This is a genomic window from Neorhizobium galegae (assembly GCF_017877055.1).
GTDB lineage: Bacteria > Pseudomonadota > Alphaproteobacteria > Rhizobiales > Rhizobiaceae > Neorhizobium > Neorhizobium galegae_D.
Window position 1 is genome coordinate 1,914,767 of record NZ_JAGIPG010000001.1, and the last position, 21,236, is coordinate 1,936,002.

The following is a 21,236-nucleotide window of genomic DNA, read 5'->3' on the forward strand; positions in this document are numbered from 1 at the left end:
CCGCCTTCTTCTGCAATCCGAAACTCGTTCTCGGCCCAAAAGCTGACCTTAACTCTGGGCTGCGCGGACCTTGGTCGTCGCGGCAAAAGCCTTGGCCGTCGCATCGTCGCGGCCATAGACGTCGTCGAAATATTCGACCTTGCCGTCCTTGTTCGGCCAGGCGGTGAAGTAGGCGACGTAGACCGGGATCCTGACCGGCACCTTGGCGGCGACGTTCTCGCCGGCGGCGATCCGTCTGTTCACGTCGTCGATCGTCGTGCCGAGTACGGCGGCCGCCATCTTGCGCGGTTCGGCAAGACGCACGCAGCCATGGCTCAGCGCCCGCATGTCGCGCTGGAAGAAGCTCTTCGAGGGCGTGTCATGCATGTAGATCGCATGGCTGTTTGGGAAGAGGATCTTCAGGTCGCCGAGCGCATTGTCGCTCGACGGCGGCTGGCGCACGGAGATCTTGTCGGTCGAGCCGAACCAGTTGACGCTGCTCGACGGAACCGCCTTGCCGCCGATCGAGACCTCATATCCCAGACGGTCGAGATAACTCGGATCCTGGCGCAGGTGCGGCAGCATCTCGTTGATGATGATCGACTGCGGCACGCCCCAATAGGGATTGAACTCGACCGTTTCGATCTCGTCCTGGAAGAAGTAGGTCTGGTTGGCCTTGCCGCCGACCACGACGCGCATCGAGAACTGCTCGGCGCCATGATCGTGGTAATAGACCGTGTAGGCCGGCTGGTTGATGAAGACGTAACGCTGGCCGAGATCGTCCGGCAGCCAGCGCGCCTGTTCCATGGCGACTTCGACCTTCTCGATCTTGTCCTTCGACGTATGACCGACCATCCTGCGCACCGTCGCATTGCCGATGACGCCGTCGGCCTTGAGGCCAACTTCGGCCTGGAAGGACTTTACCACGTCGACGAGCTCCGGCGTGTAGTCGGGGGTCTGCTGGTAGGCCGCAAGCGTTGCCGCATGCTTGGTCCTCAGCGCTTCCGAACCGGTGTGCTGGATGGCAGCGATGATGCTCGCCATATCCGGGCTGCTTTTGCCCGGCTTCAGCAGGATGTCGGTCGGCAGCGCGATCTGCGGACCGTCATCGGCGGCTGCGGCGCGCAGCGTTGCAAGCTCGGCCTTCAACGCCTGGAATTGAGGACCCTGCGGAGCAAGGCCTTCAAGATAGGCCGCGACGTCCGTACCGGTCTGCGCGAAAGGCAGGACGAGGGAGAGCTTGACGTCCTTGCGCTTGAAGTCGTGGAAACCGGACAGCTTGTTCGGGTCGATACGGCCGCGCACCATGTCCTGCGCGAACGTCAGCACTTTTTCCGACAGCGCCAGCTCGAACTGCATCAGTGCGCGATCATGGCTATCGGCGGCAGAAACCGGAGCAGATGTCGTCGCGGAAACATTGATGGGGGCGGCCGCATCGGTCGGCGCTGCGACGCTTGCCGTGGTCAGCGCCGGGACCGGCAGGATGTAGTCCGCCGGTTCGAGACCGTATTCGCCGGCCCGCTCGAAGAGCGACAGCACGCCCCTCGCCTTCTCATTGACGTCGCCTCCGGAAACCCACAAAGGCTCGGCAGCCTTGCTGTAGAAGGCTTCGAGAGCCGTCGCGATTTCCGCCGGTGCCGAAACCCGGGCCTCGGTGACGAGGCGCGTGCCGTCGGTCGCGGAGGCTGCAGCAAAGCCGGCCGTTTTTACAGCCCGCTCGGCATCCGGCTTGTAGGTGTAATATCGGGGACCGGAGACTTTCGGCAACGGCTCGGGATCGGCGAGGCTGCGCTCGGTCGGCATGCCGGTATTGCCGCCGACGCCCGGCAGGCCATTATCGGCGCGTCCTGCACGTTCTGCGCCCGGACCACCGCGCAAGAGGTCGAGAAGGGTCACGGCATGTGCCGGAACGGCAGCACCGGTAAACATCGAGATGCCGGAGACGATCGCCAATGCGATCGAAGTTTTTTTGTGTTTGTGCTGCAATGTCGTCCCCGTCACCTGCATCCGCGTCTTGATCCGCGGGCTCGAATATGTATCACGCCATCTAACCGATCGCGTGAGGGATGGAAAGAAACGCCCGAGTGATCGGCGGGTTTAGGCTCCGCCGGAAACAGCATCGGTGCGCAGCCGGAAGGTTAAGAAACTATTCGTTAAATTTTTACTGACGACGGCCGGCAAGCACCCAACCAGAGAGTGGATTCCCCTGTATAATTCCGCGGTGCGTGTCATAAAAGGCACGACGAAAGCGTACTAAAAAGCCTGTTTCGGCGGCTTGCGGACATCCGCCAATCGTATAGTAATGCCGCCGGCCGGCTCCGACGCGGTAACGCGTTGTTGATCTTGCAAGACACCGGCAGCGACCACGAGCAAAAAGAGGCAGCGAAGATGGCATCGACCCGCACCGAAACCGATACGTTTGGCCCGATCGAAGTTGCGAGCGACCGGTATTGGGGCGCCCAGGCGCAGCGCTCGCTCGGCAACTTCAAGATCGGCTGGGAAAAGCAGCCGCTTCCGGTCGTGCGTGCGCTCGGCATCGTCAAGCAGGCCGCCGCCCGCGCCAACATGGAACTGGGCGGCCTCGACGCCGCGATCGGCAAGGTCATCGTCGACGCGGCCCAGGAAGTCATCGACGGCAAGCTCAACGAGCATTTCCCGCTGGTCGTCTGGCAGACCGGTTCCGGCACTCAGTCGAACATGAACGCCAACGAGGTGATCTCCAACCGCGCGATCGAAATGCTCGGCGGCGTGATGGGCTCCAAGAAGCCCGTGCATCCGAACGACCACGTCAACATGAGCCAGTCGTCGAACGATACCTATCCGACGGCCATGCATATCGCCTGCGTCGAAACCATCGTGCGCCACCTGATCCCGTCGCTGAAGCATCTGCACGAAGCGCTGGAAGTGAAGGTCAAGGCCTTCTCCCACATCATCAAGATCGGCCGCACCCATACGCAGGACGCGACCCCGCTGACGCTCGGCCAGGAATTTTCCGGTTATGCGGCGCAGGTCGGCTCGGCGATCGCCAATATCGAACTGACGCTGCCGGCGCTTTCCAAGCTCGCCCAGGGCGGCACGGCGGTCGGGACCGGCCTCAACGCCCCGATCGGATTTGCCGAAAAGGTCGCCGAGGAGATCTCGAAGATCACCGGCCTGCCCTTCGTGACAGCCCCCAACAAGTTCGAAGCGCTCGCCTCGCACGACTCGATGGTGTTTGCGCATGGCGCGATCAACGCCGCCGCCGCCGCTCTTTTCAAGATCGCCAACGACATCCGCTTCCTCGGCTCCGGCCCGCGCGCCGGTCTCGGCGAACTGTCGCTGCCGGAAAACGAGCCGGGTTCGTCGATCATGCCGGGCAAGGTCAACCCGACCCAGTCGGAAGCGCTCACCCAGGTCTGCGCCCACATCTTCGGAAACCATGCGGCTCTCACCTTCGCCGGCAGCCAGGGCCATTTCGAGCTCAACGTCTACAATCCGATGATGGCCTACAATTTCCTGCAGTCGGTGCAGCTGCTCGGCGACGCTGCCGTCTCCTTTACCGACAATTGCGTGGTCGGCATCGAAGCCCGGGAAGATAATATCAGGCGCGGCGTGGAAAACTCGCTGATGCTGGTCACCGCCCTTAACACCAGGCTGGGCTACGACATCTGTGCCAAGATCGCCAAGACCGCGCACAAGAACGGCACGACGCTGCGCGAAGAAGCGGTCGGCGGCGGATACCTGACGAACGAGGAGTTCGACCAGTATGTCCGCCCCGAAAACATGATCGGTCCCAAATAAGGGGACCTGATTTACAATATAACGAGAAAGCCCGCCTCCCGAATGGCGGGCTTTCTCTTTCGGTCAGCCTACATTGGTTAATTCCGATAATATATCAACATCCTACGCGTGAATATCTTTTTGGGCTCGAAGTCTGTAAACCCATTAATTTTGAGGGAAAATCGGGTATTTCAGAAATGCGAAATAAATTTAAGAATAAGCTCTTCAGCTCCTACCCCTTAATTCTTTTCCAACATTTTTCACATACTACTTCGTTTAATAGCATACAGGTGGGATCTAGTGGGGATCGTCGATGACGACGGCAACGGCGCCGAGAGCGCAATCTAGCGATCTGATCGGCCAGATCATCTACGCGGTGCGATCGATGGGCGTCGCCCCGATCCCTCGCAATTATCAGCTTTTTTACGAGGCCTATATCGGTTCCAATCCCGACCTGACCCGTGATCTGGCGGGGCTCGGAAGCCGTGCCACGCAGGAGGAGCTGGACGCGCTCTCGCATCGCTATCTTGGAACCGGCCAGGCGGCGGTCATCGAAGACGCCCATACCAGGATTCTTGGTGAACTTGACGCGCTCCTGAAGCTGCTGCGTCAGGAGCAGAACTCGCTCGAGAGCTACGGCAAACTGCTTGGAGAAACCGCTCAGCGGATCAACTCCAAGAGTAATTTTTCGAACGACCTGCTGACCAACGCGCTGGCGCTCCTGAGCGAGGCGACGGGCAGCACCATGGCGCACGGCGAAACGACCGTCGGCGGTGTCGTCCAGCGCTCACAGGAAATGGACCAGGTCCGCCGGGAACTCGATGAATACAAGCGTATCGCCAACACCGACTCGCTGACCCGGATCGCCAACCGCCGGGCCTTCGACGAGCGCCTTGCAGCGACTTACGACAATACGGCCCTGCTGCCGGTCACCGCACTGGTGCTGGCCGATATCGACAACTTCAAGAAGATCAACGACAGCTACGGCCATCCGGTCGGCGACAAGATTCTCGCGACGGTTGCTTCCGTGATCCGCTCGAACGTCCGCAAGGATGTCTTCGTCGCCCGCTCCGGCGGCGAGGAATTCGCGATCATCGTCGAAGGCAATACGCCGGAAGAGGTGATGATCATTTGCGAACGTGTTCGCCGCGCGCTCGAAACCCGGATCTTCCGCAATTCGCGCTCCGGCATCGACTACGGCCCGGTCACCATCTCTCTCGGTTTTGCGATGGGCTCGCAGGCGAGCGATCCCGGCGAACTCTACGCCAATGCCGATACCGCCCTCTACAATGCCAAGAATTCCGGCCGGAACCGCTCGGTCTTCTTTGATGACGGCATGAAGAAGGATTATGTCGGCAAGAGCTGGCTGATCTACAGGAAGTAGATCTTCCCTCAGCCGCAGGCCGCGACGCCTGCGTCCCTCATGATCAGCCTGCGGTCGCCGCTCGCGTCGATCATGTCGGGATAGGCTTCGCGAGGGCCGCGATCTTCTCCTCCAGGCGCAATTCGCGCGGTGTCACCCGGGCTGCAGACGAGGACCGACAGCACCACGGCTGCCGCCTGAAGGACGAAACCCGCTAGTGGACCAGGACATTGACGTAGTCGCCACGGGGACCACGGAAAATCTGCACGTTGATCATGACATTTCCGCGAAGGATGGCGCTGCGGGCGCCGCGATCGATGGTGCCGCGGCTGATCATGCGCTCCACCAGTTCGCGATTGCCGGCATCGTCGAAGAAGCTGTCGCTCTGGTCGCCGCGCTGCGAGACGCCGAAGCGGTGAAAATTGGCTCGGTCCTGGCGGATGATCTGCCAAGGCTCCTGCAGGCGCACATTATTGGAATTGTAGAGGTCGTCCTCGCCGATGAAGGCGTTGTATTCCTCGATCAACTGGTCGGCCCGCACCGCAGGGGCACCGAACATCGTCGCGGCCAGGATCACCGCCGCAAGGCCGGTTCCAAACTTCATCAAATCCCCCGTGCCCGTCCCCATCGGCGGGCCATTTCAATTGTCGCCCCGGCTGCCGGAAATGTCCATCCGGGCACATGGTAGCCTTTTCCACTTTTCGTCGAACGGCCGGCCGAATGTCGTACCAAACTACCACATCGTCTTGGCAGCGCGCTCCGGCCATTCGCGGTCGTAGGTTTCCTTGTCGAAATCGGCCTTGGCGGCCTTCAGAAGCGTGCCGGGCGTCGGCAGGCTCTTGGGATCGACGAAATGTTCCGGGTTCCAGAGTTCGGCCCGCATCAGCGCGCGGGCGCATTGGAAATAGACCTCGTTGATGGTGATGACCGTCACGCTGCGCGGATGCCGGCCATCCATCTCGAAGCTGTCGAGCAGCGCAGGGTCCACGGAGATGACGGCGCGGCCGTTGATGCGCATCGTCGTCGTCGAGCCGGGGACCAGAAACATCAGCGCCACGCGCGGGTCGCGGACGATATTGATCAGCGAATCGATGCGGTTGTTGCCGCGCCAATCGGGCAGAAGCAGCGTCGAATCGTCCCTGATACGGACCGCGCCGCCGAGATCGCCGCGAGGCGAGCAGTCCAGCCCCTCCGGCCCGACGGTCGCGAATGCGACGAAAGGCGAGGCTTCTATCATCAGCCGGTATTCCGGGGTCAGCGTCTTCGTCACCTTGGCGAGCGATGCGTCCGAGACACCGTCATAGATCGCCTTCAATTCCTCGACGGATGTGATGATGGTCATGGCTCGCCCTTTCGATATCGGCGGGCCTTAGCCCGCGCGGGCGACACTATGATGACATCCCCTGTGGATCAAGCAGCCGCGTCGTCGCCGGTATTTCCGACGACGGAGGTCCCGCGCAGCGGCCGGCCATCGTTGGTCAGGAAGGCGGCAATGGTCTCGATCACGCCGCGGTCGCTGACGATGCGGCGATGCCCGAGCCCGTTCGCCCATTCGAGCCGTGCCGTGGCAAGCCCCTCGAAACGGCGGGCGTGGTCGGCGGCAACCTCCTTGTCCTCCTCGGCATGCACGACCAGCAGGGGCGTCCCCAACCGCGCGGCGCTTGCCACCGTGTCGAAATCGTCGAGCGAGGCGCCGGCTACCTTTTCCGCCCGCCGGATCAACTGCGCCTTGACGCGCGGCGGCAGGCCGACCATCCGCGAAAAATCGTCGAACAGCCAATGGATATGGCTCGGCGCACCGATCACCACCAGCTTCGACGGAGAGATCGCGCCGGCCTCCTTCATCACCCCGCCGGCGGCGAGCATCATGCTCGCACCGCCGAACGAATGACCGACCGCCGCATCGAAATGGCCGAACCGCTTCTCCACCGCAACGATCGCCTCGACGGCCTGGCGCATATTGAGGCTGCGGCCGCTCGAAAGTCCGTGGCCTGGAAAATCGAGCACCACGACCTCCGCTCCGGTTTCGGCAAGACCCGCCGGCAGGGCGGCGATATAGGCGGCACTGGAGCCCCAGCCGTGCACGACCAGGTAACGCGGCCGGCCGGGCTTGCCGTCGCCGTTGAAGCGATAGGCCATCACGGTCGATCTTCCGATGGCAAGCGGGATCTTCTGGGCGGCAGAGAGCCGCTCCCTTCCCTCATTCTCCATCGCTCTCGCCTTGTCGCCCTTGGCACGGCGCGAGGGCGTCAGGCAAAAGAGCCTAAAGGCGAGCTTGGCAGCGGTTCGGGGCAAAGGCCGCCCCACAACAGCAAATCCGAAACGGGTGACCTTGAGTGCAAAGGATGGCATAGTGGGAAAATCCGAAAATGTTCAATATTGAACAATAAAGTACAGCAATGAACAAAAATCAACCCCTCCCCTGGGATCATCCGCGTTTTCGCAGTTGGATCGCCGTCGCCCGCGCCTGCCAGTTGATGCAAACCGTGCTGACCCGCGAGCTCACCGAACTCGACATCAAGCCGCCGCATCTCGACATCCTGATCAATCTCTACCGGTTCGAGGGAATCTCGCAGCAGGAGCTTGCCCGCAAGCTCTTGGTGGGGCGTTCCAACATGAGCATGGCGCTGCCGCTGATGGAAAAGCGCGGGCTGATCGAACGGCGCGGCGACAAACAGGACAAGCGCGTGCTGCGCCTCTACCTGACCAACGAAGGCCGCTCGGTGACGGAAGCGGCGATGGGCATCCAGACGGCGCTGATCGAGCGGACGCTCTCCTCCGAGCCGCTGGATCAATGCATGGCGATGGCGGAGTCCATGGAACGACTGATCGTCACCCTGCAGTCGGAAATCCGCGAGGACAGCCGCGAACCCGCCTGATCACCGCTTACCGCGTTCTCTGTGGCGGATCGCGGGAGAAGCCCTTCTCCGTGAGATCGCGCTCATAATCGGCAAACAGCTCGGCACCGCGTTCGCCGAGTTCGCGCAGATATGGCCAGGTGAAGATGCCGCTATCGTGGCCGTCGTCGAAACGGATTCGCACCGCGTAATTGCCGGCCGGCGTGATCGCCGCAATGCCGACATTGCGCTTGCCGGGCACGGTCACCTTCTGGCCCGGACCATGGCCCTGCACTTCCGCCGAAGGGGACAGCACGCGCATCGTCTCGGCCGGCAAGGGATAAGCCGTGCCATCGCTGAAGGTGACGTTCAGCGTATGGCGGTCCTTGGAAACCCGCAGTTCCGTCGGCCAGATGTCGCTCATGCTTTTCAGGCTCCCGATTGTCATATGCCTGGCGGAGGATTATGAGCTACGACGTTTCGCCGCAAGCAGTTTTATGGCCGACCTGTTCATCCAGGCCAACTGTCGTATACTTGACGCGAAGGCTCGAAACCCCCACCTTCGGGGTAAGGGAGATTATCACGTGAACAGTTTTGCAGGACCGGTCGCAGGTGCAGCGCCCATCACCGCCGACAAGGCGCCGATGATCGATCCGTTCGGCCGCGCGGTCACCTATCTGCGCGTCTCGGTCACCGACCGCTGCGATTTCCGCTGCACCTATTGCATGGCGGAAAACATGACCTTCCTGCCGAAAAAGGACCTGCTGACGCTGGAAGAGCTCAACCGGCTCTGTTCCGCCTTCATTTCCAAGGGCGTTCGTAAGATCCGCCTTACGGGCGGCGAGCCCCTGGTGCGCAAGAACATCATGTTCCTGGTGCGCGAGCTCGGCCAGCACGTGAAGGCCGGTGCGCTCGACGAGCTGACGCTGACCACCAACGGCTCCCAGCTCGCAAAATACGCCGACGAGCTCTACGATAGCGGCGTGCGCCGCATCAATGTCTCGCTCGACACGCTCAACCCCGAAAAATTCAAGGCGATCACCCGCTGGGGCGATTTCCACAAGGTCATGGAAGGCATAGACGCCGCCCAGAAGGCCGGGCTGAAGATCAAGCTGAATGCCGTGGCGCTGAAGGACTTCAACGAATTCGAGATCGCCGACATGCTGCGTTTCGCGCATGGCCGCGGCATGGACATGACGGTCATCGAGACCATGCCGATGGGCGAGATCGACGAGGACCGCACCGACCAGTACCTGCCGCTCTCCAAGCTGCGCGCCGATCTCGAGGAACACTTCACCCTGACCGAGATCCCCTACAAGACCGGCGGCCCTGCCCGCTATGTCGAGGTTGAGGAAACCGGCGGGCGCCTTGGCTTCATCACGCCGATGACCCATAACTTCTGCGAGAGCTGCAACCGCGTGCGCCTCACCTGCACCGGCACGCTCTACATGTGCCTCGGCCAGAACGACGCGGCCGACCTGCGCACCGCGCTGCGGGCGTCCGAGAACGACGATTATCTCTCGGCCGCAATCGACGAAGCGATCACCCGCAAACCCAAGGGTCACGATTTCATCATCGACCGCACCCACAAGCGTCCCGCCGTCGCCCGCCACATGAGTGTCACCGGCGGGTGATATCCGCGCCGGCTCCGCCCTCAAGACACAACCCGCCCATTGCTGACACTCAACAAAAAAGCCGGAACTCGCGTCCCGGCTTTTGAAATCATGTGAGGCGGAGCCTCAGGCCGCGTCGCTGCGGCGGAAAGCTCCCCGGCGTTCGTTGGCGCCGGCGTGGAAATTGACGCTGGGATCGCGCGTCTTGAAGCGCTCGATCTTTTCCGACAGCATTTCCACGCGCCTGCGCAGGCCGTGGATCTCGGCGTTGTTTTCCTCGACCATCGCGGCGTTGCGCTGGGTGATCAGCTCGACTTCCTGCACGGCCTTGGTGACTTCGTTGATGCCGGTCGACTGCTCGCCGGTGGCCGCCGAAATCTGGGACACCAGTTTGCGGACATCGGTGATGTGCGTGATGATCTCGGTGAGGGCCGTACCGGTCTCCTCGACGAGATGCACGCCGTTGTTGACCTGGGTCGAGCTTGCCGAGATGAGGCCCTTGATTTCGCGGGCAGCACCGGCGCAACGCTGCGCCAGTTCGCGGACTTCCTGGGCAACGACCGCAAAGCCGCGGCCTGCCTCGCCGGCACGGGCTGCCTCGACGCCGGCATTCAGTGCCAGGAGATTGGTCTGGAAGGCGATCTCGTCGATAACGCCGATGATGGTCGCGATCTTCTCCGAGGAACGGCTGATCTCGCCCATGGCATCGACGGCGCGCGATACGACCTCGCCGGAGCGGACGGCGAAATCTTCGGTCTCGTTGACCGAGACGGATGTCTGCTTGGCGCTTTCGGCCGTCGAGCGGACGATTTCGCTCAGATGGCGCAGTGCGCGCGAGCTCTGTTCGAGTGCTGCAGCCTGCTGTTCCGTGCGGCGGGCAAGATCGTCCGCCGAAGCGGCGAGATTGCCGGTGCCGCCGTCGATTTCTTCCGCGGTCGAGCGAACGTCGGCGAGCGTGGCACGGAGCGCCTCGACAGCCTGGTTGTATGTGCGCGCCATCTCGATGAAGTCTTCCGGCAGGTTTTCGTCCATGCTGCACTCGAGGTCGCCCTCGGCAAGTTTGCCGAGCATGTCGTTGAGTGCAGTCAGCGCCTGGCGCTGTTCGCCGGCAATGCGGGCGCGCTCGGAGGCGCGGCGCTCGGACTCGGCCGTCGAGAGCTCGCGTGCCGCAGCGGCATCCTGCTCCAGGCGGACATTTTCGACCGCCGCATCGCGGAAGACGGTGACCGAACGAACCATGTCGCCGATCTCGTCGCCGCGTTCGCGGCCTTCGATCTTGACCTCAAGATCGCCATCGGCGAGCCGCTTCATCACTTCGGTGACACGGCGCAGCGGGCCGCGCAGCGTTTCCACCAGCATTAGGCCGCCGGCAATGGCAAGCAGCGTGCCGACCACCATGGCGACGAGCGACAGCTGGGCGGAACGCTCGCTGTCTTCCTTGCCGACCTCCTGGGCCTGGGCCACGAAATTCTTGAGGCCGGCCATGCCGCCGGTCAGAGTTTCGCCGGCGGCGGCGCGCGCCTTTTTCCAGTCGGCGGCGATGGTGAGAAGCTTGGCGGTATCGTCCTCGATCGACTTCAGGCGCGGCTGAAGCGTGGTCGAGAAGTCGCGCATGGCCGGGTTTCTGGCGAGTTCGGAAACTTCCGCACTGGCGGCCTTCAGCTTTGCCATGACGTCGAGGACGACCTTGCGCGCGTCCTCCGTCTGCGTGGCGCGCAACCGCTCGACGTAGAGCTGCATGGCGTCGATCAGCCGCAACGCTTCGGCACTGCGGTCGAGAAGCGTGCGCAGGCTGGCAACCTCGCCTTCGATGCTGGCGAAACGGCTGGCCGCATTGCCGGCCTTGCTGGTGACTTCCGCCTCCATCTTGGCCTGGAATTTCTCCATGCCGGCAACGGTGTCGCGCACGGCCTTTGCCTTTTCCGAAACATCCTGATTGCCCTTGATGGTGGCAGCAAGAGCATTGATCGCGTCGTTGATCGGCTTCAGCTGCTTGATGCCGTTCGGGGTGAGGAAGGCCTGAACCTCCTGAAACGTCTTGTCCAGGATGCCGAGATACATGTCGGCGGTACTGATCGCGCCGTCGTCCGTGCCGGTTTCCTTGACGGAATTGCGAAGCTCGCCGATCTGTTCGGCGATCGCCTTGTAGGCATAGGCTTCCAGCACCATGCCCTTGGCGAATTTTTCCTTGCCTTCGAACTGCTTGCGAACGTTGGCAACCTGATCCGAGACCCCTATCGCGACGGTACGCACGTCGTCGATACTGCCGTCGAGCGCTGCTGCATTTTCGTCACGCCTCTGCTTGATCTTCCAGAGCACATCGGTCTCGGTGCGCATCTTCGGCGCGAGGCCGATGACGACGGCGATGCGTTCGCGGTCTCCATCGGTGACCAGCAGGTCCTCGAGCACGTTGACGCCGCTCTCCTGCTTGTCGATCGCAGCCTTCAAGGCGGCAAGTGACGCATTGTCGGGCTTGCCGTTGAATTCCTGGAGAACCGCCTGGAGGTTTTCAAAGTCGCCGATGTTTTCGATCGTCGCACGCGTCACCGTCATATGACCGTTCAGCATGCTGGCCGTATAGTAACCCGCAAGGCCTACCCCGGCGATCAAAAGCACCAGCGGGATGACGAACAGGAGAACCTTGGTGACGATCCTGCGGCTCTGAAGAAGACGATCGATGAAAGACATTTTTCCCCCAACTGTAAACCAGATGCGGCTTCGCGTCAGCGCATTCGCGAAACAGCAACGGCACGATTCCAGCTTCATGCGGGAATGAATAGCTTTCACAATCGTCAAATTCGGTTGAACAACGGTTAATTCGGGACCCTTACAATTCATATTGTTACACAGTGTCGGATATCCGATTTTCCTGCCGCTATCCAAAAGAGTACCGCCCGGGAGGCAATCGGGCTGGCGACGCGTAAGCCGTTGCTTTAAGAGACCCGGTACCGGAGGAATCTCGCAGATGGCATGGTCTGAAAATTCGCGGGGCGCATTGTTCATGTCGCTCGCCATGGCGGCTTTCACCTGCAACGACGCGCTGGTCAAGTCGGTCACCCCGGAGCTCAGCATCCCCCAGATCATGGCAGTACGCGGCGTCATGGCGACACTGCTGATCTACTGTGTCGCGCGCTACATGGGCGTGACCCTGTCGGCCAAGGCGGTCATGCATCCGCTGGTGCTGCTGCGCACTTTCTTCGAGCTTGGCGCCACCCTGACCTTCCTCTCGGCACTTGCCCATATTGAATTTGCCGCCATGTCGTCGATCATGCAGGCATTGCCGCTTGCCGTAACATTGGGGGCAGCGCTTTTCTTGAACGAGCCGGTCGGCTGGCGGCGCTGGACGGCGATCGGCGTCGGCTTCCTCGGCGTGCTCATCATCATTCGACCAGGCCCGGAAGGATTCACGCCGGCAGCCCTGCTCGCCGTCATCGCCTGCTGTTTTACGGCATGCCGCGATCTCACCACCAAACGCATCAAGGCCGACATTCCTTCGTTGACGGTGACGCTCTTCACCTCCCTCGCCAACACCGTTGTCGGGGCAATCCTGGTTGTGCCGATGGGCGGCTGGCAGCCGGTCAGCACCTATGCGCTGGGACATCTGGCATTTGCGTCCGTGCTGGTTTTCGCAGGCTACCAGGCGATCATCCAATCGATGCGCACGGGCGAGATCTCCTTCATCGCGCCCTTCCGCTATACCGGCCTGCTCTGGGCCTTGGTCATCGGCATTTTCGTCTTCGGCGAACATCCGAACGCCTATATGCTCGTGGGCGCGGCAGTCGTTATCGGTTCCGGCCTTTATACCTTCTATCGCGAGCGCAAGCGGCAGGGCATCACCACCGACAAGGCCGCCGCCGCCCCGCCGGCCTGAGAGGAAGAGGCGGGGTGGAAGGGCCGAAAGGCGGGCGTGAAAGGACAAGACGACGTGCAGCAAAGCCAATTTCTGGATAGACGAACCCCGCCCCATATCCTGACGCTCGTCGTCTGCGCCGGACTTGCCGCCCTCTCGCTCAATGTCTTCCTGCCGTCGCTTTCCGCCATGGCGATCCATTTCGGCACCGACTATGCCGTCATGCAGCTCGCCGTCTCCGGTTATATCGCCGGCACTGCCTTGCTGCAGCTGGTGCTCGGTCCGCTTTCCGACCTCTTCGGCCGCCGCCGGGTGATGATCGGCAGCATCCTGATCATGCTGGTCGGCACCGTGATCTGCCTGATGGCCGCAAACGTCACCGTCTTCATGATCGGAAGGCTGCTGCAGACGGCCGTCGTCGCAGGCTTCGTCCTGCCGCGCGCGATCATCCGCGATACGGTGCCGATGGAGAGCGCCGCCTCGATGATCGCCTATGTGACCATGGGCATGTCGCTGGTGCCGATGATCAGCCCGACGATCGGCGGCGCGCTCAACGACATGTTCGGCTGGGAGGCGAATTTCGCCTTGATGCTCGGCCTCGGCCTGTTGACCCTGACGCTCGTCTTCACCGATCTGGGCGAAACGAACCGCGCACCGGCCGCCAGCTTCACCGCCCAATTCCGCAGCTGGCCGGACCTTTTTCGCTCGCGGCGCTTCTGGGGCTATACGTTTACTTCGACCTTCTCGTCGGGGGTGTTCTTCTCGTTCCTGGGCGGCGCGCCCTTCGTCGGCACGGCGATCTATCATCTGTCGCCGACCATGCTCGGGGTGCAGTTCTTCCTGATCGCGGCCGGCTACATGATCGGCAACTTCATTTCGGGCCGCTATACCCGCCAGTTCGGCACGATGACCATGATGATCTCCGGCAGCTTGGTGAGCCTTGTCGGCGTTCTCATCACCGCCGGGTTCCTCGCCGCGGAAGCGCCTTGGCCGCTCGCCTTCTTCGCGCCTCTGGCATTGACCGGCGTCGGCAACGGCCTCACCCTTCCAAGCTCCAATGCCGGCATCGTCAGCGTGCGGCCGCACCTCGCGGGCTCCGCTTCCGGCCTCGGCGGCGCGATCACCGTCGGTGGCGGCGCCGCGCTGTCGACACTTGCCGCGGCGTTGCTCAAGGAAGAGAGCGGCGCCATGCCGCTTCTCGTGGTCATGGGCGTCACGACCATCCTGGCGCTCGTCGCCACCGCCTATGTCCGGCAGATCGACCGCCGCGAAGGCGCGATCCCGACCAGGGACAACGACTGATGCCCACAGCCGCCGCTCCTCCCATCCGGCCTCCGGGCCTCGTCCTTGCCGGCGGCAAATCGAGCCGCATGGGCACCGACAAGGCTTTTCTCACCATCGGCGGCGACACGATACTCGGCCATGTGGTGCGGCGGCTCCTGCCTCAGATCTCGGAAATCACCCTCAACGCGCCGATGGGCTTCCCCAATCCACTCGGCTTGCGCCTGCTGCCGGACCTTGTTCCGGGCCAGATCGGCCCGCTTGCCGGCGTGCTCGCCGGCCTGCGCGACATCCAGGCCCGCGGCCTTCAGGCAACCCATCTTCTCACCGTCCCCTCCGACAGTCCCTTTGTACCCGCCGATCTGGTGCGCCGGCTCGATGCCGAGGCGGGCGATCCGAACGCGATCGTCATCGCCGCCTCGGACGGCCGCGATCATCCGGTCTTCGGGCTCTGGCCGGTTTCCATCGTCGACGATCTGGAAACCTGGCTCTCCCACCCCGACAACCGGCGGATCACGGCGTTCCTGGAGCGTCACCATACGGTGACTGTCGAATTCCCGCTGGTCGAGACGCCGCAAGGGCTGCTCGATCTCTTCTTCAACATCAACACGCCCGGGGATCTTCAAGAGGCGCGTCGTTTCGCTGAGGTGCTTTCATGACCTCTCCCCGTGTCTTCGGCATTTCCGGCTGGAAAAATTCTGGCAAGACGGGTCTGGCGGTGCGGCTGGTGGCGGAATTCACCCGCCGCGGCTACGCGATCTCGACCATCAAGCACGCTCACCACGATTTCGACATCGACAAGGTGGGGGCGGATTCCTTCCGCCACCGCCAGGCCGGCGCCCACGAAGTGGCGATCGTTTCCGGCACCCGCTTTGCGATCATGCACGAGTTGCGCGGCGCGCCGGAACCGAGCTTCGAGGAAATCCTCTCCCGCCTCGCCCCCTGCGATCTGGTGCTGATCGAGGGCTACAAACGCGAACCTGTCCCGAAGATCGAGGCCCGCCGCCTCGAGGCGAGCAACCGCGAACCGCTGGCGCCCAGCGATCCCCACATCGTCGCCATCGCCGCAGACCACCCGGTCCCGGATACCACCATCCCGGTCTTCGACCTCGACGATACGAACGCGATTGCCGATTTCATCGCCGAGCTGACGGGGCTTCCCGACAAATAAAAAGCCGCCGGATCGCTCCGGCGGCTTGGTTTGAGGTACCCGAAACCTTTTACCGGTTCGAAGCGACCGGTTTGACCAGCGGGGTGATGCGGCGCACGGTCACGCGGCGGTTTTCCTGTTCCGGACCGTCGGTGCGGACCTTGAGGTAACGTTCGCCGTAACCTTGGGTCGCCAGGTTTTCCGGTGGGATGCCGAATGCGTCCGTCAGCACCCGGGCAACGCTTTCGGCGCGCTCGTCGGAGAGGACGAGGTTGCTGTCGTCGGAGCCGACGGCATCCGTATGACCCTCGATCAGGAAGGTTTCGGAAGGATCCCGCTTCAGAACCTTGCTGATCGCGTCGGCGACCTTCCGCAACGAGCTCGCCTGGTTCATCGGGATTTCGGCGCTGCCGGTGGCAAACGTGATCGTATCCAGGTCGATACGCGGCACCTTGTCCCGGATACGAGCGGAGTAGCGCACTTCATCCAGCGAATAGACCCGCTCGACCCGCTCGACCGGCGGCTGTTCCAGGAACTCGTAATAATCCCGGTCCGGCTCGGTCGAGGTGTCGATGATATAGTCGTCGAGCGGCACGCTGAGGCGCATCGGCGGCAGGTCGTCGCCCGGATCGCGCCAGACGTAGTCGCGGCCACGGCGGTTATCCATCAGATCCGGAGAATAATAGAGAACGTATTCCTCGCCGCCCCTGACGATTCGCGAACGCTGGATGATCTCGCCATAGCTGTTGCGGACGGTGACGATCCGCGTACCGTCGTCGCGCACGATGACTTCGCGCACCCGGCCGTCGCGGAGCTGTTCATATTGCGGCGCCCGATCGCGATCGTTGTAGAAACGACGGCTGTCGTCATGACGAACGACGGATTGGTTGTCGATCGAGATGATCACGCGGCCGCCATCGCGGTCGCGGCCGCCGTTACGGTCACGGCTGCCGCCCAGGCCGGCTGCATCGCGGAAATCCCAGCCACGGGGCCGTTCGAACTGCGGACGCTGGTCGAGACGCTGGCCGCGCTCTTCGGACAGCTGACGAAACTCCTGCAGCTGCTCACGGGTGGCACGCGTGCTGCCCTGAGCCTCTGCATCGGATTTCGGCGGTGCAAGCTGCTGCTGGTCGGCCTGCAGCGGAGCTGGACGGCGCGGACGCTCTCCATCCCGCGGCGGGCGTGCGGAAGGCGCCTCCTTGGCGCTGTCGAGCACGGCGGCGCCGTTCTGAACGGGCAACACGACCTGTTCACCGCTCTTGGCCGCAGCGGGATCCTTCGCGAGCTCCTTGGCGCGTTCGACCTGTTGGGGCGTAGTCGCCGTCTGGGGCGCGGTCGGCTGGGCGCCCGGCTGGGCTCCAGTCGCCTGCTGGCCTTGCGGCTGGCCCGGCAACGGCTGGCCCGAAGGCGCCACTGGCGGCTGACCTTCCGTGGTCTGCCGGCGAGGCGCTTCACCGGCGGGCTGCTGCCCCGGAGCGGCTTGGCCGTCAGCCGGCGGCTGGTTGCGCCTGTCCTGCGCAGTTCCGGTGCCGGGCGCCTGTGCCGGAACCTGGGCGGGAGCCTGACCCGTCGCGTTGCCGCGAGCCGGATTTTCAGGTGCTGTTCCCGGTGTCGCAGCACGATCGGTGGCGGGGGCCTGCGGCGGCTTCGGGGTTTCGGCCTGGTTGCGGCTCGGAGCGGCGTTGCGATCCTGGGCATTGCCGCTGGCCGGCTTTTCAGGTGTCGCTTCCGGCGTCGCGGCACGATTGGTGGCAGGCGGCTGGGGCTTGAGGGGTTCGGCCTGCTTCTCGGCCGGCGCGGCTTTCGGCTGCTGGGCGTCGCGGCGCACGGGCGCCTCAGGTGCTGCTTCCGGGGTTGCGGCGCGATTGGTTGCCGGCCGTTCCGGCTTGGGGGTTTCGGCCTGCTTTTCAGTCGGAGCTGCCTTCGGCTGCTGGGCTTCCCTTGCGGCCGGCTGCTCGGTCTGGGGTGTCGCCTGCTCGCGCTGGCGGCGCGGCTGAGCGTCGTTTCCGCCCTGACCTTGACCCTGGCCCTGGCCCGTCTCCTGCTGCTGGCGGCGCGGACGTTCCTGAGCGGGCGCCTCGGCTGCCGGACGCTCGGCCTGGGGAGCCTGGCGAGGTGCGGCTTCGCGCGGAGCAGCCTCGCGTGGGGCGGCTTCCGGCTCGGCCTTGCGCTGGCGCTGCGGCTGTTCCTGCTGTTGGGCCTGGGGCGGCGCCTGCGGCCGTTCGGCCTGCGGAGCCTGCTTTTGCTCCTCCTGCGGCGGCTTGCGACGCGGACGCCCCTCGCCTTCCTGCGCTTCCGGAGGGACAATGATCTGCTGCTGGACTTCGACGACGCCCGGCATCCCGGCGGCCTCAACGGCGGGTCCCATCTCCATAGCGGGTTTCAAGGGGGCAGCAGCGGCCGGCTGAAGCATCAGCGGCAGCGACACGAAAGGTGCTGCGACACTGGCGAACAGTCTGAATTTTTTCGACATGGACATTTCCTCTTCTAGGGTGTCATCCCTTTCATGCGCGTCCTTTATTGCCGTTTTTCGGCGGGCTTGCGCGGCGGCTCAACTGAATTGCACCAAAATGGTTCCGTTGCAGCCTGTTGCGGACGGCCTGAACCTCGCATGAATGTGTTGTTCATCGACCGAGGGCAACCAGACGTGCACGTAAAATGCCGTTGCAATTTTTCCCGAGCAGGTATCTAAAAATCCACTCGGAGCGCGCCTCTACGCGTGCCCGTCTCCCTGCGGCCGAAAAAGACCAACACCGCAGGTTGCCAACAGAGAGGATCAACATGAACATTTCCACCCGATTCCTTGCTGCCGCCTCGATCGCCGCCCTGTCGCTTTTCGCCGGTTCGGCGATGGCCCAGGAGAAACTCGTGATCGGCACCGAAGGCGCCTACCCGCCCTTCAACAACCTGGAGGCCAACGGTCAGCTCACCGGTTTCGACATCGAGATCGCCAAGGCGCTATGCGACGAGATGAAGGTCACCTGCACCTTCGTCACCAATGACTGGGACGGTATCATCCCGGCGCTGCAGTCGAAGAAATTCGATGCGATCGTCGCTTCCATGTCGATCACCCCCGAGCGGAAGGAGCAGGTCACCTTCTCCAAGAAATACTACAACACTCCGCCGGCCATCGCCGTCCCGAAGGACTCGCCGATCAAGGAAGCGACCGCCGCCGGCCTCAAGGGCAAGACGATCGGCGCGCAGGGCTCCACCACCCATTCGAACTATGCCGAAAAGCACATGCCCAACTCGGAACTGAAGCTGTATCCCACGGCTGACGAATACAAGCTCGACATCACCAATGGCCGTATCGACGCCGTCATCGACGATATCGTCGTGCTGTCGCAGTGGATCAAGTCGGATGCCGGCAAGTGCTGCAAGATCCTGGCGCCGCTGCCGATCGACATCGAGATCAACGGCGAAGGTGCGGGCATTGCGGTCCGCAAGGGCGAAACCGCGCTCGCCGACAAGTTCTCGGCCGCGATCCTCGCGATCCGCGCCAACGGCAAATACAAGGCCATCAACGACAAGTATTTCGATTTCGACGCCTACGGCCAGTAATCGACCGGAGAACACGGTCAACGCCCGGCGGGAGGCTTGCCCTTCCGCCGTTTTTCTTTTTAATGGCGTCAATACAAGACAAAAGCGGCACACAAAAAGGCCGCAGGGGAAAACGACCTTATGAGCGGATTCTTTTCCGCCCTCTTTTCGGCACTGGATCCGCTTTGCGGGCCTGTCGGGCTTTTTTCACTCCTGGGCTCCAATAGCCTGGTCGCCTGCGGCGAAGCCGGCTGGGGCGACGAGATCGCCTTCGGCGTCAAGGTGACAATCACGCTTGCGCTTGCCACCCTTCCCGTCGGCCTGATCATCGGCTTCCTGATCGCGCTGGCCGCTCAGTCGGAAGAAAAGCTGCTCCGGCTCGCGGCCGGCATCTACACGACGATCTTCCGCGGCCTGCCGGAACTGCTGACCCTGTTCATCGTCTATTACGGCCTGCAGATCCTCATCCAGGCTGTGCTCGCCTCCCTCGGGTACGAAGGGCGTGTCGAGATCAACGCCTTTTTCGCCGGCATGGCGGCGCTCGCCGTCGTCTTCTCGTCCTACTCATCCGAGGTCCTGCTGTCCGCCTTCAGGGCGATCCCGCGTGGGCAGTACGAGGCAGGCGATGCGCTCGGTCTCCATCGCTCGCGCACCATGCTTCTCGTCATCCTGCCGCAGCTCATCCGCATCGCGCTGCCCGGCCTTACCAATCTCTGGCTGAACCTGCTCAAGGACACGGCCTATGTCTCGGTCATCGGCCTTGCCGACATCCTGCGCCAGACCGGCATTGCCGCGCGCGTCAGCAAGGAAGCCTTCTTCTTCTACGGCATCGCCTGCATGCTCTATCTGATCCTTGCGATGATCTCGTCCTTTGGCTTCGGCTTTATCGAGCGTTGGGCGAAACGCTCGGAGGGCCACCGATGAGTTACGTCAGGGAACTGATCCCGCCGCGCGCGCCCCCGGCCCTGGCCGTCAAATCACTGGCGCCGGCGCGTATTGCCGGCATCGGTGTCCTCCTGCTTTGGGCAGCCCTTGCGATCTCGCTCGTTTTCATGGTGATCAACGGCTGGGATCAGGACAAATTCCAGCGTTATGGCCCGCGCTATCTCCACGGCCTGTGGACCACCATCTCGCTGGTCGGCCTTGCCGTCATCCTCGGCGCCATTCTGTCGGCACCGGTCGCCTATGCCCGCATGGCGAGGAACAGGGTGCTGAACGGCATCGCCTATGCCTATGTCTACGTGTTTCGCAGCACGCCGCTGCTCGCCCAGCTCTTCCTCATCTATTACGGGCTCGGCAGTTTCCGGCCGGAGCTCGAAGCGGTCGGCCTCTGGTGGTTTTTCCGCGAGGCCTGGTATTGCGGGCTTTTCTCGCTGACGCTCAACACAGCCGCCTATCAGGCGGAAATCCTGCGCGGCGCGATCGAAAGCGTGCCGCGCGGCCAGCACGAAGGTGCGGCCGCCCTTGGTCTGTCGAAACGCATCGCCTTCCGCAAGGTCGTCCTGCCCCAGGCGCTGATCGTCGCGCTGCGCCCCTATGGCAACGAAATCGTGCTGATGATCAAGGGATCGGCGGTCGTTGCGATCGTCACCGTCTACGACCTGATGGGCGAAACACGCTATGCCTTCTCGCGTACGTTCGATTACCAGACCTATCTCTGGGCGGCGATTTTCTACCTCGCCATCGTCGAAGCGCTGCGGCACCTCTGGGCCTTCATCGAGGCCCGTCTGACACGCCATCTGAAGCGTTAGCAGCACTCACGGTGAAGCGCTGCTAACGTACTGTAAATTATCATGAATATGCCCTTAAGGTGCAATTGTAAAGCTTCGGTTAACCGTGGCATGCTCCCCTATCGGGTGACGCA

General features: G+C 62.8%; 18 protein-coding genes. 11 read left to right on the forward strand and 7 right to left on the reverse strand.

Features of this window, described 5'->3' with window-relative positions:
- Nucleotides 1–48: 48 nt before the first annotated feature.
- Nucleotides 49–1,986 carry a L,D-transpeptidase family protein gene (locus tag J2857_RS08980; RefSeq protein ID WP_210009749.1) on the reverse strand — a complete coding sequence of 646 codons (1,938 nt, stop codon included), beginning with the start codon at nucleotides 1,984–1,986 and terminating at the stop codon, nucleotides 49–51.
- Between the two features lie 381 nt (nucleotides 1,987–2,367).
- Between J2857_RS08980 and fumC the strand changes: the two genes are divergently transcribed.
- Together fumC and J2857_RS08990 are read left to right on the forward strand one after the other, a co-directional pair.
- Nucleotides 2,368–3,759, forward strand: coding sequence for a class II fumarate hydratase (gene fumC, locus J2857_RS08985; protein WP_210009750.1), 1,392 nt, complete (start codon nucleotides 2,368–2,370; stop codon nucleotides 3,757–3,759).
- Between the two features lie 292 nt (nucleotides 3,760–4,051).
- Nucleotides 4,052–5,122, forward strand: a complete 1,071-nt coding sequence (locus tag J2857_RS08990; protein ID WP_210009751.1) for a GGDEF domain-containing protein — start codon at nucleotides 4,052–4,054, stop codon at nucleotides 5,120–5,122.
- Between the two features lie 193 nt (nucleotides 5,123–5,315).
- Here the strand turns inward: J2857_RS08990 and J2857_RS08995 are convergent, their stop codons facing one another.
- The 3 genes from J2857_RS08995 to J2857_RS09005 all read right to left on the reverse strand — a co-directional run bounded on the left by J2857_RS08995 (nucleotide 5,316) and on the right by J2857_RS09005 (nucleotide 7,453).
- Entirely contained in the window at nucleotides 5,316–5,705 is a 390-nt protein-coding gene (locus J2857_RS08995; RefSeq protein WP_245363055.1) for a hypothetical protein, read from the reverse strand.
- 129 nt (nucleotides 5,706–5,834) lie between these two features.
- Nucleotides 5,835–6,443, reverse strand: coding sequence for a pyridoxamine 5'-phosphate oxidase family protein (locus J2857_RS09000; RefSeq protein WP_210009753.1), 609 nt, complete (start codon nucleotides 6,441–6,443; stop codon nucleotides 5,835–5,837).
- 68 nt (nucleotides 6,444–6,511) lie between these two features.
- A complete protein-coding gene (locus J2857_RS09005; protein ID WP_210009754.1) occupies nucleotides 6,512–7,453 on the reverse strand; it encodes an alpha/beta fold hydrolase in 942 nt (313 codons plus the stop codon).
- 47 nt (nucleotides 7,454–7,500) lie between these two features.
- Here J2857_RS09005 and J2857_RS09010 point away from each other — a divergent pair, with 47 nt between their 5' ends.
- On the forward strand, nucleotides 7,501–7,980 hold the full coding sequence (locus J2857_RS09010) for a MarR family winged helix-turn-helix transcriptional regulator (RefSeq protein ID WP_210009755.1): 480 nt from the start codon (nucleotides 7,501–7,503) through the stop codon (nucleotides 7,978–7,980).
- Nucleotides 7,981–7,987: 7 nt separating this feature from the next.
- On the opposite strand, the gene J2857_RS09015 is transcribed toward J2857_RS09010, so the two are convergent.
- The gene (locus J2857_RS09015; RefSeq protein ID WP_210009756.1) at nucleotides 7,988–8,362 is read right to left on the reverse strand and encodes a gamma-butyrobetaine hydroxylase-like domain-containing protein; all 375 of its coding nucleotides are present in this window, start codon (nucleotides 8,360–8,362) and stop codon (nucleotides 7,988–7,990) included.
- 220 nt (nucleotides 8,363–8,582) lie between these two features.
- Between J2857_RS09015 and moaA the strand changes: the two genes are divergently transcribed.
- Nucleotides 8,583–9,572 carry a GTP 3',8-cyclase MoaA gene (moaA, locus tag J2857_RS09020; RefSeq protein WP_245363218.1) on the forward strand — a complete coding sequence of 330 codons (990 nt, stop codon included), beginning with the start codon at nucleotides 8,583–8,585 and terminating at the stop codon, nucleotides 9,570–9,572.
- 105 nt (nucleotides 9,573–9,677) lie between these two features.
- On the opposite strand, the gene J2857_RS09025 is transcribed toward moaA, so the two are convergent.
- A complete protein-coding gene (locus tag J2857_RS09025; RefSeq protein WP_210009757.1) occupies nucleotides 9,678–12,239 on the reverse strand; it encodes a methyl-accepting chemotaxis protein in 2,562 nt (853 codons plus the stop codon).
- 277 nt (nucleotides 12,240–12,516) lie between these two features.
- On the opposite strand from J2857_RS09025, the gene J2857_RS09030 reads away from it, so the two are divergent.
- The 4 genes from J2857_RS09030 to mobB are packed head-to-tail and all read left to right on the forward strand — an operon-like array spanning nucleotide 12,517 to nucleotide 15,853.
- Nucleotides 12,517–13,422, forward strand: a complete 906-nt coding sequence (locus tag J2857_RS09030; RefSeq protein WP_210009758.1) for a DMT family transporter — start codon at nucleotides 12,517–12,519, stop codon at nucleotides 13,420–13,422.
- Nucleotides 13,423–13,476: 54 nt separating this feature from the next.
- A complete protein-coding gene (locus J2857_RS09035; RefSeq protein ID WP_210009759.1) occupies nucleotides 13,477–14,703 on the forward strand; it encodes a multidrug effflux MFS transporter in 1,227 nt (408 codons plus the stop codon).
- Nucleotides 14,703–15,341, forward strand: a complete 639-nt coding sequence (mobA, locus tag J2857_RS09040; RefSeq protein ID WP_210009760.1) for a molybdenum cofactor guanylyltransferase MobA — start codon at nucleotides 14,703–14,705, stop codon at nucleotides 15,339–15,341. Before J2857_RS09035 ends, mobA begins: the two co-directional genes overlap by 1 nt.
- Nucleotides 15,338–15,853, forward strand: coding sequence for a molybdopterin-guanine dinucleotide biosynthesis protein B (gene mobB / locus J2857_RS09045; RefSeq protein ID WP_210009761.1), 516 nt, complete (start codon nucleotides 15,338–15,340; stop codon nucleotides 15,851–15,853). The genes mobA and mobB overlap by 4 nt, the downstream gene beginning before the upstream one ends.
- 49 nt (nucleotides 15,854–15,902) lie before the next feature.
- Here mobB and J2857_RS09050 read toward each other — a convergent pair whose 3' ends face one another.
- On the reverse strand, nucleotides 15,903–18,305 hold the full coding sequence (locus J2857_RS09050) for an OmpA family protein (RefSeq protein WP_210009762.1): 2,403 nt from the start codon (nucleotides 18,303–18,305) through the stop codon (nucleotides 15,903–15,905).
- Nucleotides 18,306–18,613: 308 nt separating this feature from the next.
- Here J2857_RS09050 and J2857_RS09055 point away from each other — a divergent pair, with 308 nt between their 5' ends.
- From J2857_RS09055 to J2857_RS09065, 3 genes are all read left to right on the forward strand, one after another.
- Entirely contained in the window at nucleotides 18,614–19,393 is a 780-nt protein-coding gene (locus J2857_RS09055; RefSeq protein ID WP_210009763.1) for an ABC transporter substrate-binding protein, read from the forward strand.
- A 120-nt stretch (nucleotides 19,394–19,513) separates the two neighbouring features.
- Nucleotides 19,514–20,296, forward strand: a complete 783-nt coding sequence (locus J2857_RS09060; protein WP_210009764.1) for an ABC transporter permease — start codon at nucleotides 19,514–19,516, stop codon at nucleotides 20,294–20,296.
- Nucleotides 20,293–21,123, forward strand: coding sequence for an ABC transporter permease (locus J2857_RS09065; RefSeq protein WP_210009765.1), 831 nt, complete (start codon nucleotides 20,293–20,295; stop codon nucleotides 21,121–21,123). Before J2857_RS09060 ends, J2857_RS09065 begins: the two co-directional genes overlap by 4 nt.
- The last annotated feature ends 113 nt before the right edge of the window (nucleotides 21,124–21,236 follow it).

Excerpts from the sequence above, each read along its gene's own strand:
- J2857_RS08980 (WP_210009749.1), bottom strand. The coding sequence starts at position 1,986 with ATGCAGGTGACGGGGACGACATTGCAGCACAAACACAAAAAAACTTCG.
- fumC (WP_210009750.1), top strand. The coding sequence starts at position 2,368 with ATGGCATCGACCCGCACCGAAACCGATACGTTTGGCCCGATCGAAGTT.
- J2857_RS08990 (WP_210009751.1), top strand. The coding sequence starts at position 4,052 with ATGACGACGGCAACGGCGCCGAGAGCGCAATCTAGCGATCTGATCGGC.
- J2857_RS08995 (WP_245363055.1), bottom strand. The coding sequence starts at position 5,705 with ATGAAGTTTGGAACCGGCCTTGCGGCGGTGATCCTGGCCGCGACGATG.
- J2857_RS09000 (WP_210009753.1), bottom strand. The coding sequence starts at position 6,443 with ATGACCATCATCACATCCGTCGAGGAATTGAAGGCGATCTATGACGGT.
- J2857_RS09005 (WP_210009754.1), bottom strand. The coding sequence starts at position 7,453 with ATGCCATCCTTTGCACTCAAGGTCACCCGTTTCGGATTTGCTGTTGTG.
- J2857_RS09010 (WP_210009755.1), top strand. The coding sequence starts at position 7,501 with ATGAACAAAAATCAACCCCTCCCCTGGGATCATCCGCGTTTTCGCAGT.
- J2857_RS09015 (WP_210009756.1), bottom strand. The coding sequence starts at position 8,362 with ATGAGCGACATCTGGCCGACGGAACTGCGGGTTTCCAAGGACCGCCAT.
- moaA (WP_245363218.1), top strand. The coding sequence starts at position 8,583 with ATGATCGATCCGTTCGGCCGCGCGGTCACCTATCTGCGCGTCTCGGTC.
- J2857_RS09025 (WP_210009757.1), bottom strand. The coding sequence starts at position 12,239 with ATGTCTTTCATCGATCGTCTTCTTCAGAGCCGCAGGATCGTCACCAAG.
- J2857_RS09030 (WP_210009758.1), top strand. The coding sequence starts at position 12,517 with ATGGCATGGTCTGAAAATTCGCGGGGCGCATTGTTCATGTCGCTCGCC.
- mobA (WP_210009760.1), top strand. The coding sequence starts at position 14,703 with ATGCCCACAGCCGCCGCTCCTCCCATCCGGCCTCCGGGCCTCGTCCTT.
- mobB (WP_210009761.1), top strand. The coding sequence starts at position 15,338 with ATGACCTCTCCCCGTGTCTTCGGCATTTCCGGCTGGAAAAATTCTGGC.
- J2857_RS09050 (WP_210009762.1), bottom strand. The coding sequence starts at position 18,305 with ATGTCGAAAAAATTCAGACTGTTCGCCAGTGTCGCAGCACCTTTCGTG.
- J2857_RS09055 (WP_210009763.1), top strand. The coding sequence starts at position 18,614 with ATGAACATTTCCACCCGATTCCTTGCTGCCGCCTCGATCGCCGCCCTG.
- J2857_RS09060 (WP_210009764.1), top strand. The coding sequence starts at position 19,514 with ATGAGCGGATTCTTTTCCGCCCTCTTTTCGGCACTGGATCCGCTTTGC.
- J2857_RS09065 (WP_210009765.1), top strand. The coding sequence starts at position 20,293 with ATGAGTTACGTCAGGGAACTGATCCCGCCGCGCGCGCCCCCGGCCCTG.